Origin of the sequence: Kytococcus sedentarius, from assembly GCF_041937525.1 — a bacterium.
Lineage (GTDB): Bacteria > Actinomycetota > Actinomycetes > Actinomycetales > Dermatophilaceae > Kytococcus > Kytococcus sedentarius_A.
On sequence record NZ_CP169391.1, the window covers coordinates 1,808,506 to 1,825,522 of the forward strand.

Sequence of the window (17,017 nt, forward strand, 5' to 3'; positions counted from 1 at the left end):
ACCCCGCCCCATCCCATCCAACCCAGGAGGACCAGATGCCGAAGACCGGCAAGGACGACCACGCGAAGACCAGCGAGATCCCGGACACCCTGGACCGCTCGGACCAGAAGGCCCAGGACACCTTCGCCAAGGCCTACGACTCCGCCCTGGAGCAGTACGACGACGAGTCCCGTGCCGCCCGCACGGCCTGGGCCGCGGTGAAGCAGACCCACGAGAAGGTCGGCGACCACTGGGAGCCGAAGCCCGAGAACGACCCCTCGGACGACGCCTCCGAGGAGGGCGGGCCGAACCCGCAGGGAGACACCGCCGGCGGGGTGGACGCCAACGCCTCCAAGGAGCACCTGTACGAACAGGCGAAGGAGCTCGACGTCGACGGCCGCTCGGACATGACCAAGGACGAGCTGGTGGAGGCGCTCCAGAAGGCCAGCGAGCGAGAGACCCGCAAGGCCCGCGAGAACTGAGCGGGCTCGCCCCTCAGCCGTCCGTGAGCCGGGCGCTGCGCACCGGGCGTGCCCCGGGGCGGCCCAGGCGGAAGACCGCATACGGCCGCGAGCCGACGCTCCCCTCCAGCTCACGCGCCGTCTCCGGGCAGTCGAGCAGCTGGCTGAGCGGATGCGCACACCAGCCCCTGCGGTCGGCGAGCAGCCACATCCGCAGCAGGCGTCGCCCGAGGTCGGTGAGCTCCTCGTCGGACGGCTCGGACCCCGCCGTCAGCGCCACCACCGTCCCCACCGGGCGCACGGTCGCCTGCCGCGCGAGCAGCCGCATCACCCCCGCCCGCCGCAGCACGGGCGCGATGCGGGGTCTCATCGCCCACCGCAGACCGACCGCCTCCGGGCGGCTGAGCTCCAGCGCCCGGTCGCTCAGCCCGTCGGTGGTGTAGCGCGGGTCGCGTGGGTCCAGGCGCAGCCAGCCGGCCAGTTCGTCGGCCGCAGGGCCCTCCATGCTCCACCGGTCGGCCACCGGCAGCAGCTCGTCCACCAGCGCACCGGGCAGCACCGCGGCCTCCACACCGGCAGCAGCGGCCAGCGCGTGCACCTCGTCCGCAACGGGCTCCTGGTCGTGGACCCCACGGGCCGTGCGGCGATGGCGCAGGGCCACGAGCAACTCCCCAGCCAGCAGGTCGGCCGAGTGTTCGACCTCCGCCAGGGTCAGCACACCGGCGCGGCGCGCTTCCCGGTCGACGGCCCAGTCCACGTGCGCGGTGAAGCCCAGGTCGGCAGCCACCACGCTCAGCGCCTCGGCCACGCACCCCAGCGAGAGCAGCAGGTCGCGCCCGGTCGGGTCACCCGCGGGCAGGGTGCGATCGGCCTGCCAGCCGATGGCCAGCCGGGCATCCCCCGTGGCCTCGACCGTCCACGGTTGCGTGTTGTGCGCGCTGGGGGCGCGCTGCCAGTCGTCCCGGCGGGCCAGCACCTGCACGGCCGGCCTGCTCACAGCAGCTCCTTGCGGTAGAAGGTCACGTCGTGCAACGGCCTGCCACCCATGGCCCGGAAGGGCGCCGCAGAGGCCTCGTTCTCCTGCCCCACCTGCGTCACGCGCAGCGTCTCGTAGCCCCCGGCCTGCAGGTTCACCAACAGCTCCCGGTGGAGCGCCCGCATGAGTCCCCGCCCACGCGCCTCGGGCACGGTCCCCTTGATGATGAGCACGGCCTCGCGCCGGTAGTGCGAACGCGCCGCGAGCAGCCGCAGCTGCTGGTACCAGGGCAGCCGGCCCCCGGTGTGCTGCACGAAGCGGGAGATGTCCGGCACCACCAGCACGAACGCCACCGGCTTGCCCGCATCGGTCAGGTACATGAGCAATGACTCGTCCAGCAGGTGCGACAGCCCGTCGGTGGCCGTCTCGAGCTCCGCCGCGGAGATGGGTGTGTAGTAGGGCAGCTCCGCGAAGCTGGCGTTGAGCATCTGCCGCAGCACCGGCAGCTGGTCGGCCAGGTGACGACGGCTGCCGTGGTGCAGCTCCACCCCGGGCGGCAACGGCTCGGGCTCGCCCAGGTCGTCGCGCACGTCGCGCTTCTGCAGGCCCTCACAGATCCACGTGGCACCCGGCCACAGCGGCTGGAAACCGCAGTCCTCCCAGGCCGCCGGGTACCAGTCCGGGTTCCACGGCGAGTCCACGAAGCCCCGCTCGTCGTGCCCGGAGGTGATCACTCCCCCGGTCTGGTTGGGCAGCAGCGACACCGGCCCCAGCAGCACCGAACGACTGTCCCGCCGGGCCCGCTCGGATGCCGCCTCCACCAGGGCGCCCAAGGCCTCGGGGCCGGCGAACTCCGTGGCCCCCAGCAGGGTCGCCGCCGTGCCGAGACGGGCGTCCATGCGGTCATCGCTGTGCACGGTGGTGCGACCCACCACCTCCCCGGAGGCATCCCGCGCCAGCAGCAGTTCCACCTCGCCGTGGTCGGTGTGCGGCCCCTCACCGCGGTGCCACGCCCGCACCGTGTCCTCCAGCAGCGGCACGTAGTGCTCCGTCGGGTGCAGGCCCACCGGGAGCTCACAGAAGGCCCGCAGGTCGGCCCGCGAGCGCACCGGATCAACCCGCATCGCTGCCCCCGATCGCCCGCCGCCGCACGGGCGGGCCGCTCACCTCATCGGCCACGGGGGTGAAGTGCTCGATGTGGTCCATCACCCCGTCCTCCGCGCGCCACACCCCGTTGGAGTAGCCGTGCGGGTCCACCGTGTACAGGCGGATCCACCCCCCGGTGGCGTTCCGGGTGCCGTCGGTGGCCCACTGCATCATCTCGCGGTGCGTGCCGGTGCGGGCGAAGCGCATCATGTCGTCCCGCGTGGCGAACCACCCGATGGTGCCCAGCGTCCACGGCGCCTCCCAGAAGACCTGGTGGCCGCAGTAGCCCGGCATGCGCTTCATGTCGCGCACCATGGCGAACCACTTGGGCGTCAGGCGCGCCCAGGCCAGGGGCCCGTTGTAGCGCGTGGCACCGATGAACATGGCCGTCGCCTGCGCCTTGGCGGGGGCAGCGCTGAAGTCGGTGGTCCTCATCGGGTCTCCTCGGTCGGCGTCGGCTCGGCGCGCAGGTAGCGGCGCTTGATGCGGCCGCCGGTGTCGGCGAAGGGGCCGGTCCCCGCATCGTGCACCTCCACGGAGATCTCGCCGGCACGCTCGCTCTCCTCCAGCGACTCGGCGAAGTCGCGGCTCACCCGCGCGAGGTAGCCCACCACCCCGGCACGCGCGGACTCGGCGAGCGCCTCCCGCTCGGCGGCGGGCAGGTCGGCCCCCTCCCGGAGCTCCAGGTGCAGCACGGGGCGCTGCGCCACCGCATCGCCCGGCACCGGCTCCAGACCCACGGTGAACGCGGCGATCGAGGCGGCCCGCGCGGAGTCCTCGTACAGCCCGTTCTCCACGTCCTGCGGGTAGATGTTGGCGCCCATGAAGGACACCGTGGAGTCCGCCCGGCCGTAGAGCAGCAGCAGCGGCAGCTTCATCGGCGCCCGCCGGAAGGCCTCGCCGGCCGGCTCGGACCAGCGCGGGTGACGGCGCAGGATGCGGCGCAGGTCGTGCCAGTCCAGCAGCTTGGCCTCGTCACCGATGTCGTAGCGCAGCTTGGGGCTGAGCACCGCCGTGGAGGTGAGCGTGCACACCAGGTGGTCGTCCTCGGTGGTCTCCAGGAAGGTCTCCAGCGGGTTGTACTGGAAGATCATGGGCGTGCGGTCCTCATCGGGGCCCAGCACCGCGTCGCGCAGCTCGGGGTCGTCCACCAGCGCACGGCGCAGCCACACGGTCAGGTCGGTCTCCCCGCCGATGCCGATGGTGAGGTCCGAGGCGCCGTAGCCCGAGCGCACCGTGGCGAAGCGCTCCTCGCAGTAGTCCCGCAGGCCCTCGGTCATGCCCTCGCCACCCACCAGGCCGTGCAGGGTGTGGGCGTCCCAGTCGAAACCGTCCGCGTCCAGCCGGTCGCGCAGGTCCTTCAGGAAGGGCGGGTAGGCCGCCACCAGGTAGGTGTACCCCGGGCCGAAGTGCTCGATGGTGTCGATGATCTTGTCCAGGTCCGGCCCGGTGTTCTTCACCATGCCGATCTTCGCCATCGCGATGCCGGTGTTCGTCCCCGTGGCCCACGCCCCCATCGAGTAGGCGTTGATGACGAACAGCCGCTCCCCGCGGTGCATCATCGCGGTGAAGCCGGCCAGGTTGCGGTGGATGTCCGCCAGCTCGTTGCGGCCCCGCACCCAGTTGAACGGGCGCCCCGAGGAGCCGGAGGACTCGTCCACCAGGGTGCCCCGCATGGTGAGCTCGCCGTCGCGGCAACGGGAGGCCTCGTCGAAGCGCACCACGTAGGAGTCCTTGTCCGTGACCGGGTAGTTCTGCAGGTCCCACCAGCGGAACTCCCAGTCGTGCTCCGCCAGGTACTGCTGGTAGGCCGGCACCCGCAGGTAACCCGTCTGACAGGCCATCCAGGCATGGAAGCGGGCGAAGTCCCCCATCCACGGCTGGTAGTTGGTGGCCGTGAACCGCCACGCGGCCGGGTGCACCTTGTACAGGCTGTAGGTGCGGGTGAGGGCAGCGGCCCCGGCCCGCAGGGTGCCGCGGCGGACGGCCGTCGCGGGGGCGGAGAACCAGGCCTTGCGGGCCACCTCGCGGACTGACATGACTGCTCCCATCCGGGCCGGCGCTCGGCCCGTTGCTGCGATCATGGTCGCCGCCGTGGGCCCGGACAACACCCCCAGAGGATGACGCGTCCCCCGCCCCGGCGGCCGCGCCTCCTGCCAGGGGGTGGGACCATCACGGAATGCCTCCGCCCACCGACGCCGCCGACACCGCGGCCGCCGCCGGCAGGCCGGTGTCGCAGTCCCGGGAGATCCTGGCGCTGGCGGTGCCGGCCTTCTTCGCCCTCATCGCCGAGCCGCTCTTCCTGCTGCTCGACACCGCGATGATCGGCCGGGTCTCCACCGCCTCCCTCGCCGGGCTGGGAGTGGCCAGCGCGGCGCTGATGACCGCTGTGGGGCTGTTCGTCTTCCTCGCCTACGGCACCACCGCCGTGGTCTCCCGACGGCTGGGCGCCGGCAACACGCGCGGGGCGCTGGCCGCCGGCATCGATGGGGTGTGGCTGGCCCTCCTTCTCGGTGGCGCCACCGCTGCCGTCACCGCGGTGTGGGCACCCGGCATCGTGGGGCTGTTCGGCGCCTCCGGGGCGGCCTCGGGCGAGGCGGTCATGTACCTGCGGATCTCCGCCATCGGCATTCCACCCATGCTGGTGACCCTGGCGGTGACCGGCGTGCTGCGGGGGCTGCAGGACACGCGCTCCCCGCTGGTGGCGGCCGTGCTGGGCTTCGGGGCGAACGCGGCGCTCAACGCGTGGTTCATCTTCGGGCTGGGCTGGGGCATCGCGGGGGCCGCCTGGGGCACGGTCATCGCGCAGACCGGGATGGCGGCGGGGCTGCTGGCCCTGGTGTGGTGGCACGTGCGGATCCACGCCGCCCCCACCGCGTTCACGCCCCGCGGGGTGCTGACCGCCGCGCTGGGCGGGGTGCCGCTGCTGATCCGCACGTTGAGCCTGCGCGGGGTGATCCTGTTGACCACCTGGCTGGCCGCCGGGTTCGGGGACGTGTCGCTGGCCGCACACCAGGTGGCCATGACGCTGTGGGGCTTCCTGGCCTTCGCGCTGGACGCCCTGGCCATCGCGGCGCAGGCGCTGACCGGCAAGGCGTTGGGGGCCGGGGACACCGCCGGCACCCGTTCGGCCACGCGCACCATGACGCGCTGGGGCATCTGGGGTGGTGTGGCGCTCGGTGCGCTGATGGTGCTGGGCAAGGACGTGCTGCCGCCGCTGTTCACCGAGGACCCGCAGGTGCAGGCGGCGCTCTCGACGGCGCTGGTGCTGGTGGGCCTGGCCACGCCGGTGGCGGGCATCGCGTACGTGCTGGACGGGGTGCTCATCGGCGCCGGCGACGCCCGCTGGCTGGCGTGGGCGCAGACCTCGGTGCTGGTGGCCTACCTGCCCATCGTGTGGGCGGTGCACGAGCTGCCGCCGAGCGGCATCGACCCGGTCAACGCCATGTGGTGGCTCTGGGGCGCGTTCGCCGCGTTCATGGTGCTGCGGTCGGCGGCCCTGCTGTGGCGCGCCCGCGGCACGGCGTGGATGGTGACCGGCGAGTAGGCGCTGCACCGGGCGGCGCACGCTCGCGCCCCCACCTGAGGTGCACCGGGCACGATGCGGGAGCTCACCGCATCGTGCCCGGGCCTCGACTCACCGCGTCAGGCGGCCCACTCCACGTGCACGCGCTCGGCGTCGGTGAAGTGCACGGCGCGCACCCGCGGATCGCAGTCGGGGATGCCGCCCGGCGTGCGGATGACGATGCCGGCGGCGCGCCACACGGCCATCAGCTCGTTCCACGTCCAGCCCGGGAAGTGCTGACGGACGTACTCCTGGGTGATGCCCAGCCGCACCGGAATGATGTGGCCGTGGTGCAGCAGCGCCGAGATCTCCTGGGCGGTGCGGTGCTCGGTGAACTCGGCGAACGGGGTGTCGCGGCGGTCCTGGGTGGTGTTCATGACGGCTCCCTGGGGAACGGGGGCACGCGTGTGCCCGGCTTGACCCCTCCGGTCGAAGGGGACCAGGTCTTCTCCGGAGGGCACCGTGTCGGGCGACGCGGTTGCCGGTCACCTCTGTCCGGAGGCGTGGGTGACTCTCTTGACCTGCCCACAGGGTAGCGAGCACCACCGACAACCTCCCCGGGGGCGTGGTGCCCGGTGATCAGGCGGGCATCTGCCGACTCAGCGCCGTCGTGACCTGATGCCGTGGGCGATCACGCACGCGGCCCCGACCAACACGCACAGCCAGCCCAGCACGCCGCGGGACTGCCACTCGGTGAAACTGATGATGGCCGGACCCGCCAGGAGCAGCACCAGACCGAGGACCCACCAGGTGTGAGACGTCGCGCTTCCCTGCATGCGCTGCAGGGTAGTGGCGTCCCTTCGCTGGTGCGGGCCCGGGTCGCGGCGGGAGTAGTCTGCGGCCTCATGCCCCGCATCAACGAGCCCACGGTCGCGGAACACCGCGCCGCGCGGGAGCGTGCGCTGCTGGACGCCGCCCACGAGCTGCTGATGGAGACCGGCGAGGCGCCCTCACTGTCGCAGGTGGCCCAGCGGGCGGGGCTGGCGCGCACCAGCATCTACCAGTACTTCACCTCCAAGCAGGAGCTGCTGCAGGCGATGGTGCGGGACATCTACCCCCGGTGGACCGAACGCATCTCCGGGGCCATGCGGCAGGCCCCCACCGAGGCCGACCGCATCATGGCCTACGCCGCCGCGAACGTGGCCCTGGTGGATGAGGGCGCCCACGCCGTGGGCAGTGCCCTGGCCGCCCTGGCACCCGGGGAGGAGCTCGACGAGCAGGCCGCCCGGATGCACCGGGAGCTCCAGGAGCCGCTGGTGCAGACGCTCGCGGGCCTGGGGGTGGAGTCCCCCGATGCGGTGGCCGAGCTGGTGAACGCCGTGGTCCACGGAGCCACCCGGCTGCTGGAGTCCGGGGGGACGCTCGAGGCCGCCCTGCAGCACCTCGAGGTGGTGCTCGGACCACTGGTGCGGGAGCACGGCGGGCACGGCACCGCGCGCTGACGGGCCACCCGGGCGCGGCGCCCGCGGGGCGACGCTCACCCCTCGGGGCGGGGATTTCGCGGAGCAGGCATCTTCATGACACAGTGTCGGCAACTTTTCCGACACCCTGTCGTCATCACTCCTGGAGGACCCCTCCCCATGTTCCTCGCCCTGCGCGAACTGGCCCATGCCCGAGGACGTTTCAGCCTCATGGGCCTGGTCATCAGCCTGATCGCCATCCTCATGGTCCTGCTCTCGGGCCTGTCGTCCGGACTCGTCAACGACGGCGTCTCCGGGTTGAAGGCCATGCCCGTCTCGGCCTTCGCCTTCGACGAGGGCACCAAGACCGACAACGCCTTCTCCCGCTCCGTGGTGGACGGCGGGCAGCTGGAGACCTGGCAGGAGCAGCCCGGGGTGGAGCACGCCGAGCTCATGGGCGCCTCCATCATGAACGCCGTCACCGAGGAGGGCCAGCAGGTGGACCTCACGCTGTTCGGTGTGGAACCCGACAGATTCCTGGCCCCGGAGCCCGTGGACGGTGAGGCCCTGGGCGGGCCGGCCGGCATCGTCGTCTCCGAGAGCCTGCGCAGCGAGGGCATCGACCTCGGCACCGTCATCAGCCTGGACCGGATCGACACCCAGCTGGAGGTCGTGGGCTTCACCGACGGACAGGCCACCTTCGGCCACGTCGACATCGCCTACCTGCCGCTGGGCACCTGGCAGCTGATCGCCGCCGGACAGGCCCCCGCGGACCAGGCCCCCACCGCCGAGCAGGTGGACGCCCTGGACTTCGACCAGGCCTCGGTCATCGCCCTGCAGGGCGCCGAGGGCACGGACCTCGCGAGCGGGTCGGCCGGCTCCCTCGCCGCCGGGGACGAGGCGGCCACCACCACCTCCATGACGCTCGAGGAGTCGTTCAACGCCTCCCCCGGTTACCAGGCCGAGACCATGACCCTGGACATGATCCAGGTCTTCCTCTACGCCATCGGGGCCCTGGTCGTGGGTGCCTTCTTCACCGTCTGGACCATCCAGCGCAGCCACGAGCTCGCCGTCCTGCGCGCCATGGGCGCCTCGGCCGGCTACCTCCTGCGCGACGGGCTGGCCCAGGCGGCGATCCTGCTGATCACCTTCACCGCCGTGGGCGTGGCAGCCGGCGTGGGGCTGGGGCTGCTGATGCCGGAGGGCATGCCCTTCGCGCTGGAGGCACGCCCCATCGCCATCGCCTCGGCCCTGACCATCCTGCTGGGCCTGGTGGGTGCGGCCATCGCAGGGCTCCGGGTCACCCGCATCGAACCGATCACCGCCCTGGGAGGCAACCGATGAGCAGCACCCGCACCCCCTTCGCCGCCGCGTCGACCCGTGCGGAGACCCTGTCCGATGCGGGCGCCGACACCGCCGCCGTGACCACCCCCGCCCCCGATGCGGGTGCTCCCGCCCCCGGCCTGCACCTGCACGAGGTCACCCTCGAGGTGGGTGACGGCAGCGAGAAGATCCGCGCCCTCGACGAGGTGACCCTCCGCGTGGAGCCCGGCGAGTTCGTGGCCGTCATCGGCCCCTCGGGCGCCGGAAAGTCCTCGCTGCTGGCAGTGGCCGGCGCCCTGGCCAGCCCCACCTCCGGCACCGTCGAGGTGCAGGGCCAGCCGCTGGCCGAGCTGCGGGGCCAGGGCCGCCGGGCCGACTTCCGCCGCCGCCACCTGGGCTTCGTGTTCCAGTCCGGCAACCTGGTGCCCGCTCTGACCGCCGCCGACCAGCTGCGGCTCGCCCACCACATCGCGCACGGACGGAAGGGTGGGTTCGACCCCCACCCGCTGCTGGAGGCCGTCGACATGGGCCACCGGGCCAACCACCGCCCCGGACAGCTCTCCGGTGGTGAGCGCCAGCGGGTGGGCATCGCGCGGGCACTGGTGAACGCTCCGGACCTGCTGCTGGTGGACGAGCCGACGGCCGCCCTGGACAGCCGCCGCAGCCAGGAGATCGTGGGCCTGCTGGCGCGTCAGTGCCACGACCGCGGGATCGCCGGTGTGATGGTCACCCACGACCACGGGGTGCTGGGTCACTGCGACCGCGTGGTGGAGATGGTGGACGGCCGACTGCACCCCCACTCCTGAGGTTCGTGGCCTGGTGCCCGTGAGAGCCCGGGCGACTGCGCCCCATCGGCCCGCGCGCTGGTGGGGCGCACTGGGCTCCTCAGCCCGGGCGTCCGCGGGGCACCCAGCGGGCGAAGGCCGCCGACGCCCCGAAGCCGAAGCACGCCGCCACCGCGATGGCCGCCCCGAGCCCCGCAAGGGCCGTCACGCCCGAGATCACCAGCGGCCCTGCGGCGTTGCCCCCATCGGCGAGGGTGCGCATCACCGCGAGGAAGGACGTGCGCCCCACCTCGGGGGCCACGTCACCGGAGAGGGTCATCACCAGCCCCGAGCCCAGCCCGTTGCCGAACCCGATGACCACGGCCGCCAGGGCCAGGGTGAGCGCCGAACCGGACAGGGGCACCAGTGCGATACCGGCACCGAGGATCGCCATGGACGGGATCGCGTTGGCGCGCCGTGAGACCCGGTCCATGAGCACCCCGGCCGGGTAGAAGGTCAGCGTCTCCAGCAGACCGGCCAGCCCCACGATCAGCGAGATCACGCTCTCGTCCACACCGATGTGGCTGCCCCACAGGGGCATGATCACCGTCCGCGACCCGCGCGCCGCCGCGCACAGCACCACCCCGGCGCCGAGGGTCGCGAGGGTGCGCCAGTGCTCGGCGATGACGCCCCGCATCGGCGGCGGGCGGGTGGCACGGGACTCGACCTCTCCCGGCAGCCGGGGCAACCACAGCGTGGTGAGGGTGAGCACCAGCAGCAGCGCGAGCGACACCGCCACGGGGCCGCGGATGCCCGCCTGCCAGATGGCCGCGGCACCGATGAGCGGGCCGGCGAAGAAGCCGATGCGGGCCATGCCCCCGAGCGTCGACATCGCCCTCGCCAGCTGGCGCCGCGGGAAGGCCGAGGTGAGATAGCTCTGCCGCGCCAGCATGAACACGCTCGTGGAACAGCCCAGCAGCACCACCCCCAGGGCCAGGACCGCCAGCGAGGAGGTGGTGAGCACGAGCAGCATCGCGCAGGCACTCAGCACCCCGGCACCGGTCATGGCGCGCCGCTCACCGATGCGCTCGGTGGCCATGCCCGCGGGGATCCCCGTGGCCATCGCGGCCACCCCCTGCAGGGCCACGATGAGGGCCGCCTGTCCAGCGCCGGCGCCCAGACGCATCGCGATGAGGGGGAGCACCGGCAGGGTTCCCGCCAGCGCGATGGACCACAGCAGCATCGGCGCATAGGCCGAGAACGCCAGCTGCCGCAGCGTCGGGCCGCCGGGGGTCACGGGCACCGACCAGCGGGACCGGGCGTCGGCGGGGCTCACCACCCCACTCCACTCTGCGCCCGGTGCATGCCCTGAGGGTACGCAGCAGGGGCGGGACCGGCATCCGCCCGGTCCCGCCCCTGCCCTGGTCGACTCAGGTCACCAGATGAATGCCTTGCCCGGGTCCTCCAGCAACGCGGCCACGTCGGCCAGGAAGCGGGAGCCCAGGTCGCCGTTCACCAGGCGGTGGTCGAAGCTCAGCGCGAGCTCGGTGACCCAGCGCGGCTCGATCGTCTCGTTGCCGGCGGCGTCGGTGACCACCCAGGGGCGACGGTTGATGGCACCGAAGCACAGGATGGCGGCCTCACCGGAGTTGAGGATCGGCGTGCCGGAGTCGACACCGAAGACACCCACGTTGGTGATGGTGACCGTGCCACCACCCATGTCCGCAGGCTGCGTCTTGCCGGAACGCGCCGTGGAGATGAGCTCACCGAGGTCGGTACCCAGCTCCACCAGGGACTTGTCCTGCGCCCCCTTGATGTTCGGCACGATCAGGCCCCGCGGGGTGGCGGCGGCGATGCCCAGGTTCACGTCCGCGTACTGGACGATCTCCTGATTGGCCTCGTCCCACTTGGCGTTGATCTCCGGGTTGCGCTTGGCCGCCAGCACCACGGCCTTGGCCACCAGCAGCAGCGGCGTGACCTTGATGTCCTTGAACGCACGGTCGGCCTTCAGCTTCTCCACCATCTCCATGGTGGCGCTGATGTCGAAGGTGATGAACTCCGTGACGTGCGGGGCGGTGAACGCGCTGTTCACCATGGCCTGTGCGGTCATCTTGCGCACACCCTTGATGGGGGTGCGGGTCTCCCGCTCGCCGGCCGCGATGGGGGTGGCAGCCGCAGCGGCCACACCAGCCGGCGCCGCGGCGGCCGCACCAGCGTCCGCACCGGCAGCCGCCTGGCCACCGGTCTGCGCGCCGCCACCGGCGAGCGCCTGCTCGACGTCCTGCCGCGTGATGATGCCGTTCGGCCCCGTGGGCTGGACGGTGCGCAGGTCGATGCCGTTGTCCTTGGCGAACTTGCGCACCGGCGGCTTGGCCTTGGGCTTCTCACCGCCGGAGGCCGCGTGGCCCACGGACTCGTGCACGGGGGCGGGAGCCGATGCCGGAGCGGCGGCCGGGGCCGGAGCAGCGGGTGCCGCTGCGGCCTGTCCGCCACCGGAGCGGCGGCGGCGGGTCGTGGAACCCGCCACGGCGCCGTAGCCGACCAGGTTGGCGACGCGCTCCTCGCCGTCGTCACCGGCCGCGGCCTCACCGCCGGCAGCCTGGTCGCCACCCGCGGCCGGAGCCGCAGCAGCGTTGCCGGTGCGCACGGCGATGATCGGGTCACCCACCGGCACCTCCTGGCCCTCCTGAGCCAGCAGCTCCTCGACCACACCGGCGAACGGGATGGGCAGCTCCACCAGCGACTTGGCGGTCTCCACCTCCACGACGACGTCGTTGACCTTGACCTCGTCGCCGACCTTCACCTTCCAGGAGACGATCTCGGCCTCGGTCAGACCCTCACCCGGGTCCGGCAGGACGTAGTGCTCCACGCCGCCACCGGCAGCAGCACCGCCGCCGGCCTCCGGCGAGGTCGGGTTGCCCGAGGAGGCCTGCGAGGTGGACGACGGGCCCGCAGGCGATGCAGCCGGCTGGCCGCTGCCCGCATCGGAGCCCATGGAGGAGGCACCACCGGCGGCGGAGGGAGCCGGCGAGCCACCCTCCCCGTCCTCGATGGCGATGATGGGCGCGCCCACCTCCACCTCGTCGCCCTCGGCGACCAGCAGCTCCACGACGGTGCCGGCGAAGGGCACCGGCAGCTCGACGAGCGACTTGGCGGTCTCCACCTCCACGACGACGTCGTTGACCTTCACCTGGTCGCCCGGCTTCACCTTCCAGGAGACGATCTCGGCCTCGGTCAGACCCTCACCGGGGTCCGGCAGGACATAGTGCTGAATGCTCATATCCGTGGCTCCTACCCGGCGTCAGTGCGCCAGGACCTCGTCGACGTGGAACAGGATGCGGTCCAGGTTGGGGAGGTACTCCTCCTCGTAACGGCTGGGCGGGTAGGGGATGTTGTACCCGCCACAGCGTGCCACCGGGGCCTCCAGGTGGTAGAAGCACTTCTCAGTCACCTGCGCGGCGATCTCCGAGCCCATGCCCAGGAAGGTCGGGGCCTCGTGCACCACGACCACGCGGCCGGTCTTCTTCACCGACTCGATCACCGGGTCGAGGTCCAGCGGGTTGAGCGTGCGCAGGTCGATGACCTCCAGCGAACGCCCCTCCTCCTGCGCGGCCTGAGCGGCCTGCATGCAGGTCTTCACCATCGGCCCGTAGGTCACCAGGGTCACGTCCGAGCCCTCCCGCACCACCCGCGAGGAGTGCAGGTCCATGGCGGCCTGCCCATCGGTGGAGAACTCCACCTCACCCTTCTCGTGGTACCGGCGCTTGGGCTCGTAGAAGACCACCGGGTCGTCGCTGGCGATGGCCTGCTGCATCATCCAGTAGCCGTCCTCCGGGGTGGCCGCACAGACGACCTTGAGGCCGGCGGTGTGGGCGAAGTAGGCCTCGTTGGACTCGCTGTGGTGCTCCACGGCACCGATGCCGCCACCGAACGGGATGCGGATGACGATCGGCATCTTCAGGTGGCCCAGCGAACGGGCGTGCATCTTGGAGACCTGGCTGATGATCTGGTCGAAGGCCGGGTACACGAAGCCGTCGAACTGGATCTCCACCACCGGGCGGTAGCCGCGCAGGGCCAGGCCCACTGCGGTGCCGACGATGCCGGACTCGGCCAGCGGCGTGTCGATCACGCGCTCCTCGCCGAACTCGTCGATCAGGCCCTCGGTGATGCGGAAGACGCCACCCAGGCGGCCGATGTCCTCACCGAGCATCACCACCTTGGGGTCGTCCTGCATGGACTTGCGCATGCCGGCGTTGAGTGCCTTGGCCAGCGTCATCTTCTTGGCGCTCATCGGTTCAGTTCCCTTCGAAGCCGGCGTGGTACTCGACGAACGCGCGACCCTCATCGGTCAGCGGCGCGTGCTCGCCGGCGTAGGTGTGGTCGAACATGGTCGGCAGCTCGGGGTCCGGCATGGTCTGGCAGGCCTTGCGGACGCGGGCGGCCATCTCGTCGGCCTCGGCGTCGATCGCGGCGAAGAACTCGTCGTCACCGATCCCCTGGGCCACCATGTGCTTCTTCAGGCGGTCGATGGGGTCCTTGGCCCGCCACGCCTCGACCTGCGAGTCCTCGCGGTACTTGGTGGGGTCGTCGGAGGTGGTGTGCGCACCCATGCGGTAGGTGAACGCCTCCACCAGCACGGGGCCCTTGCCGGAGCGGGCGTGGTCGAGCGCCCAGGCGCCGACCGCCATCGAGGCGAGGATGTCGTTGCCGTCCACGCGGACGCCCGGGAAGCCGAAGCCCGCGGCGCGCTTGAAGGGCTCCACCACGAAGTTGCGGTGGGTGGGCTCGGAGATGGCCCACTGGTTGTTCTGCACGAAGAACACGCACGGGGACTTGGCCACGGCGGCGAACACCATCGCCTCGTTGTAGTCGCCCTGGGAGGTGCCACCGTCACCGGTGCAGGCCACCACGGCGGTGTCGCGGGTGTCGTCACCCGTGGCCCAGTCGCCGTCCAGCTGCACGCCGCGGGCGTACCCGGTGGCGTGAAGCATCTGGTTGCCGATCACGATGGTGTACAGGTGGAAGTTGTTCTCCTTGGAGTCCCACCCACCGTGGTTCACGCCACGGAACATGCCCAGCAGGTTCTCCGGGTCGACGCCCTTGGTCCAGGCCAGGCCGTGCTCGCGGTACCCGGGGAAGACGTAGTCCTGCGGCTTCAGGGCGCGGCCCATGCCCACCTGGGCGGCCTCCTGGCCCAGCAGGGAGGGCCACAGGCCCAGCTCGCCCTGACGCTGCAGCGCGAAGCCCTCGGCGTCCACACGGCGCACCAGCACCATGTCGCGGTACATGGCCTTCAGGACCTCGGCGTCGATGCCCTCGAGGTAGCGCGCGTACGGCGCGTTGAGCTCGGTCTCGATGCGCTCGCCCTCGGGGGTCAGGAACTGGACCATCTCGGGTCCGCCGTCGGTGACGTCGACCGGCTGGGCGTCGGCGCCCTCCGGGGCGCGACTCACGCTCTCCTGCAGCGCGTCCTGCGCGGCCTCGACATGGGGGTCGCTCACGGTGTCTCCTTGCTTGCTCCGAGGTCGGCTGCGGCGCGCTGGCGCGCCGGCTGGACCGCGGGATCACGGTCGTTGTGGCTCAGGTCACGCTACTACGTGGGCAGCGTGCCGGGTCGGGACCCACCGGTGGACGGCAGCCAGCCGGTGGGGGCGTTCTCAATGGGGTGTCAGGGGATCAGGCGGTGCGCTCGCGCCACTGGCGGCAGAGGTCGATGAGGCGCGCATTGGCCTCGTCCTCGCCGATGGTGACACGCGCCCCCTCGCCGGCGAAGGGGCGCACGACGAGGCCGTTCTCCGCGGCGAAGGCGGCGAAGTCCAGAGTCTGCTCACCGAGGGGGAGCCAGACGAAGTTGGCCTGCGACTCCGGGATCTCCCAGCCCTGCTCGGTGAGGGCGTCGACCACCTGGCGGCGCTGCACCTTCAGCGCGGCCACGCGCTCGTCCAGCTCGTCCATGGCGTCGAAGCTCGCGAGCACGGCGTCCTGCGCCAGCTGGCTCACGCCGAAGGGCACGGCCGCCTTGCGCAGCGCCTCAGCCACCCGCTCAGAGGCGATGGCGTAGCCCACGCGCAGCCCCGCCAGCCCGTAGGCCTTGGAGAAGGTGCGCAGCACCACCACGTTGGGGTGCTGGGCCTGCACGGCCAGGGCGTCGGGGGTCTCCTCGGACTCGTTGAACTCGAGGTAGGCCTCGTCGATCACGACCAGCACGTCGCGGGGGACCTTGCCCAGGAAGGCGTCGAGCTCGTCGGCGCGGACGCTGGGCCCGGTCGGGTTGTTCGGCGTGCAGACCAGGACCAGGCGCGTGCGGTCGGTGATGGCCTGGGCCATGGCGTCGAGGTCGTGGCGGGACTCGGCGTCCAGCGGCACCTGCACGCTCTGGGCGCCGGCCAGGCCGATGACGATGGGGTAGGCCTCGAAGGAGCGCCAGGCGTAGACGACCTCGTCGCCCGGGTCGCAGGTGATCTGCACCAGCTGCTGCAGCACGCCCACCGACCCGGTGCCGATGGCCACGTTCTGGGGCTGCACGCCGCAGTGCTCGGCGATGCCGGCCAGCATGCGGGCCGCGCCCATGTCCGGGTAGCGGTTGAAGGTCTGCGCGGCGTCGGAGACGGCCTCCTGCACGCTGGGCAGCGGCGGGTAGGGGTTCTCGTTGGAGCTCACCTTGTAGCTGGTCAGGCCCTCCACCGCGGGCGCGGGCTTGCCGGGCTTGTAGGCCGGCAGTGCGTCCAGGGCGCCGCGGAGACGCACCTGGTCGGAGGTGGAGGGGGCCTGCGAGGTGGGGTCACTCATGGCGTCAATCTATCCGTGACGGCGGCCACTGCGTGACCGGGTCGACACTCGCCCGGTCACGCCGGTGCACAGCGGGCCGCTACGGGGGTGGGACGCTTGTCCCATGCGCCAGTTCTTCCTCAAGACCGTCGTCAACGGACTCGCCCTGTGGGTCGCCGCCCTCGTGGTGCCCGGCATCGCCATCGGCAGTGAGGCCGACGAGCTGGGCACCCGCCTGCTCAGCGTGGTCCTGGTGGCCCTGCTGTTCGGCGTCATCAACACCTTGGTGAAGCCGCTGGTGAAGCTGTTCAGCTTCCCGCTGATCATCCTCACCCTGGGGCTGTTCACGTTCATCATCAACGCGGCCATGCTCTCACTGCTCTCCTGGGCCTCCGGCGCCCTGGGCCTGGACTTCCACGTCGACTCGTTCTTCTGGTCGGCCATCCTCGGGGCGGTGGTCGTGACCTTCGTGGCCATGCTGCTGAACCTGCTGCTCCCGGACGGTGAGGACGACCGGGTCGTGCTGGCCGGCGGCCAGCACCGTCGTTACTGAGCGAGGCGCGAGGAGGTGTGATGTGGGTCACGGGCGAGTATCGTGACGCGGGTTCGTGTTGCGCCCGACCCGGGCGCCCCGA

The 17,017-nt window shown here is 71.9% G+C and carries 17 protein-coding genes and 1 riboswitch; of the genes, 6 read left to right on the forward strand and 11 right to left on the reverse strand.

The annotated features are described in order from the left end of the window. Positions 1-35: 35 nt before the first annotated feature. Positions 36-461 carry a ChaB family protein gene (locus ACEY2A_RS08405; protein WP_374928153.1) on the forward strand — a complete coding sequence of 142 codons (426 nt, stop codon included), beginning with the start codon at positions 36-38 and terminating at the stop codon, positions 459-461. A 13-nt stretch (positions 462-474) separates the two neighbouring features. Here ACEY2A_RS08405 and ACEY2A_RS08410 read toward each other — a convergent pair whose 3' ends face one another. The 4 genes from ACEY2A_RS08410 to ACEY2A_RS08425 are packed head-to-tail and all read right to left on the reverse strand — an operon-like array spanning position 475 to position 4,601. Beyond that, a complete protein-coding gene (locus ACEY2A_RS08410; protein WP_374928154.1) occupies positions 475-1,437 on the reverse strand; it encodes a hypothetical protein in 963 nt (320 codons plus the stop codon). Next, positions 1,434-2,540: a GNAT family N-acetyltransferase gene (locus ACEY2A_RS08415; RefSeq protein WP_374928155.1), complete on the reverse strand. Its 1,107-nt coding sequence runs from the start codon at positions 2,538-2,540 to the stop codon at positions 1,434-1,436. Before ACEY2A_RS08415 ends, ACEY2A_RS08410 begins: the two co-directional genes overlap by 4 nt. After that, entirely contained in the window at positions 2,530-2,997 is a 468-nt protein-coding gene (locus tag ACEY2A_RS08420; protein ID WP_374928156.1) for a DUF4188 domain-containing protein, read from the reverse strand. Before ACEY2A_RS08420 ends, ACEY2A_RS08415 begins: the two co-directional genes overlap by 11 nt. After that, positions 2,994-4,601 (reverse strand): phenylacetate--CoA ligase family protein, encoded by a 1,608-nt coding sequence (locus ACEY2A_RS08425; protein WP_374928157.1) that lies wholly within the window; start codon positions 4,599-4,601, stop codon positions 2,994-2,996. Before ACEY2A_RS08425 ends, ACEY2A_RS08420 begins: the two co-directional genes overlap by 4 nt. A gap of 140 nt (positions 4,602-4,741) precedes the next feature. Between ACEY2A_RS08425 and ACEY2A_RS08430 the strand changes: the two genes are divergently transcribed. Beyond that, positions 4,742-6,109 (forward strand): MATE family efflux transporter, encoded by a 1,368-nt coding sequence (locus tag ACEY2A_RS08430; RefSeq protein WP_374928158.1) that lies wholly within the window; start codon positions 4,742-4,744, stop codon positions 6,107-6,109. Positions 6,110-6,207: 98 nt separating this feature from the next. Here ACEY2A_RS08430 and ACEY2A_RS08435 read toward each other — a convergent pair whose 3' ends face one another. Both ACEY2A_RS08435 and ACEY2A_RS08440 read right to left on the reverse strand, forming a co-directional pair. Then, positions 6,208-6,504 carry a hypothetical protein gene (locus ACEY2A_RS08435; protein ID WP_374928159.1) on the reverse strand — a complete coding sequence of 99 codons (297 nt, stop codon included), beginning with the start codon at positions 6,502-6,504 and terminating at the stop codon, positions 6,208-6,210. A gap of 30 nt (positions 6,505-6,534) precedes the next feature. Beyond that, positions 6,535-6,649: riboswitch (SAM riboswitch) on the reverse strand. A 77-nt stretch (positions 6,650-6,726) separates the two neighbouring features. Continuing rightward, positions 6,727-6,903: a hypothetical protein gene (locus tag ACEY2A_RS08440; protein WP_374928160.1), complete on the reverse strand. Its 177-nt coding sequence runs from the start codon at positions 6,901-6,903 to the stop codon at positions 6,727-6,729. Between the two features lie 69 nt (positions 6,904-6,972). Here ACEY2A_RS08440 and ACEY2A_RS08445 point away from each other — a divergent pair, with 69 nt between their 5' ends. From ACEY2A_RS08445 to ACEY2A_RS08455, 3 genes are all read left to right on the forward strand, one after another. Then, a complete protein-coding gene (locus tag ACEY2A_RS08445) occupies positions 6,973-7,569 on the forward strand; it encodes a TetR/AcrR family transcriptional regulator (protein ID WP_374928161.1) in 597 nt (198 codons plus the stop codon). Between the two features lie 138 nt (positions 7,570-7,707). Continuing rightward, a complete protein-coding gene (locus tag ACEY2A_RS08450; RefSeq protein WP_374928162.1) occupies positions 7,708-8,871 on the forward strand; it encodes an ABC transporter permease in 1,164 nt (387 codons plus the stop codon). After that, on the forward strand, positions 8,868-9,656 hold the full coding sequence (locus ACEY2A_RS08455) for an ABC transporter ATP-binding protein (protein ID WP_374928163.1): 789 nt from the start codon (positions 8,868-8,870) through the stop codon (positions 9,654-9,656). Before ACEY2A_RS08450 ends, ACEY2A_RS08455 begins: the two co-directional genes overlap by 4 nt. A gap of 79 nt (positions 9,657-9,735) precedes the next feature. Here ACEY2A_RS08455 and ACEY2A_RS08460 read toward each other — a convergent pair whose 3' ends face one another. From ACEY2A_RS08460 to hisC, 5 genes are all read right to left on the reverse strand, one after another. Continuing rightward, on the reverse strand, positions 9,736-10,950 hold the full coding sequence (locus ACEY2A_RS08460) for an MFS transporter (protein ID WP_374928164.1): 1,215 nt from the start codon (positions 10,948-10,950) through the stop codon (positions 9,736-9,738). 99 nt (positions 10,951-11,049) lie between these two features. Next, positions 11,050-12,894: a 2-oxo acid dehydrogenase subunit E2 gene (locus tag ACEY2A_RS08465; protein ID WP_374928165.1), complete on the reverse strand. Its 1,845-nt coding sequence runs from the start codon at positions 12,892-12,894 to the stop codon at positions 11,050-11,052. A 21-nt stretch (positions 12,895-12,915) separates the two neighbouring features. Continuing rightward, on the reverse strand, positions 12,916-13,905 hold the full coding sequence (locus ACEY2A_RS08470) for an alpha-ketoacid dehydrogenase subunit beta (protein ID WP_374928166.1): 990 nt from the start codon (positions 13,903-13,905) through the stop codon (positions 12,916-12,918). A 4-nt stretch (positions 13,906-13,909) separates the two neighbouring features. After that, positions 13,910-15,115, reverse strand: coding sequence for a pyruvate dehydrogenase (acetyl-transferring) E1 component subunit alpha (pdhA, locus tag ACEY2A_RS08475; protein WP_374928167.1), 1,206 nt, complete (start codon positions 15,113-15,115; stop codon positions 13,910-13,912). Between the two features lie 175 nt (positions 15,116-15,290). Further along, the gene (gene hisC / locus ACEY2A_RS08480) at positions 15,291-16,403 is read right to left on the reverse strand and encodes a histidinol-phosphate transaminase (RefSeq protein ID WP_374928168.1); all 1,113 of its coding nucleotides are present in this window, start codon (positions 16,401-16,403) and stop codon (positions 15,291-15,293) included. Positions 16,404-16,506: 103 nt separating this feature from the next. Between hisC and ACEY2A_RS08485 the strand changes: the two genes are divergently transcribed. After that, positions 16,507-16,935: a phage holin family protein gene (locus ACEY2A_RS08485; RefSeq protein WP_374928169.1), complete on the forward strand. Its 429-nt coding sequence runs from the start codon at positions 16,507-16,509 to the stop codon at positions 16,933-16,935. Positions 16,936-17,017: the final 82 nt, after the last annotated feature.

What these genes read in the sequence shown, in the direction of transcription:
- ACEY2A_RS08405 (WP_374928153.1), top strand. Translation starts at nt 36, where the DNA reads ATGCCGAAGACCGGCAAGGACGACCACGCGAAGACCAGCGAGATCCCG.
- ACEY2A_RS08415 (WP_374928155.1), bottom strand. Translation starts at nt 2,540, where the DNA reads ATGCGGGTTGATCCGGTGCGCTCGCGGGCCGACCTGCGGGCCTTCTGT.
- ACEY2A_RS08420 (WP_374928156.1), bottom strand. Translation starts at nt 2,997, where the DNA reads ATGAGGACCACCGACTTCAGCGCTGCCCCCGCCAAGGCGCAGGCGACG.
- ACEY2A_RS08425 (WP_374928157.1), bottom strand. Translation starts at nt 4,601, where the DNA reads ATGTCAGTCCGCGAGGTGGCCCGCAAGGCCTGGTTCTCCGCCCCCGCG.
- ACEY2A_RS08430 (WP_374928158.1), top strand. Translation starts at nt 4,742, where the DNA reads ATGCCTCCGCCCACCGACGCCGCCGACACCGCGGCCGCCGCCGGCAGG.
- ACEY2A_RS08435 (WP_374928159.1), bottom strand. Translation starts at nt 6,504, where the DNA reads ATGAACACCACCCAGGACCGCCGCGACACCCCGTTCGCCGAGTTCACC.
- ACEY2A_RS08440 (WP_374928160.1), bottom strand. Translation starts at nt 6,903, where the DNA reads ATGCAGGGAAGCGCGACGTCTCACACCTGGTGGGTCCTCGGTCTGGTG.
- ACEY2A_RS08445 (WP_374928161.1), top strand. Translation starts at nt 6,973, where the DNA reads ATGCCCCGCATCAACGAGCCCACGGTCGCGGAACACCGCGCCGCGCGG.
- ACEY2A_RS08450 (WP_374928162.1), top strand. Translation starts at nt 7,708, where the DNA reads ATGTTCCTCGCCCTGCGCGAACTGGCCCATGCCCGAGGACGTTTCAGC.
- ACEY2A_RS08455 (WP_374928163.1), top strand. Translation starts at nt 8,868, where the DNA reads ATGAGCAGCACCCGCACCCCCTTCGCCGCCGCGTCGACCCGTGCGGAG.
- ACEY2A_RS08465 (WP_374928165.1), bottom strand. Translation starts at nt 12,894, where the DNA reads ATGAGCATTCAGCACTATGTCCTGCCGGACCCCGGTGAGGGTCTGACC.
- ACEY2A_RS08470 (WP_374928166.1), bottom strand. Translation starts at nt 13,905, where the DNA reads ATGAGCGCCAAGAAGATGACGCTGGCCAAGGCACTCAACGCCGGCATG.
- hisC (WP_374928168.1), bottom strand. Translation starts at nt 16,403, where the DNA reads ATGAGTGACCCCACCTCGCAGGCCCCCTCCACCTCCGACCAGGTGCGT.
- ACEY2A_RS08485 (WP_374928169.1), top strand. Translation starts at nt 16,507, where the DNA reads ATGCGCCAGTTCTTCCTCAAGACCGTCGTCAACGGACTCGCCCTGTGG.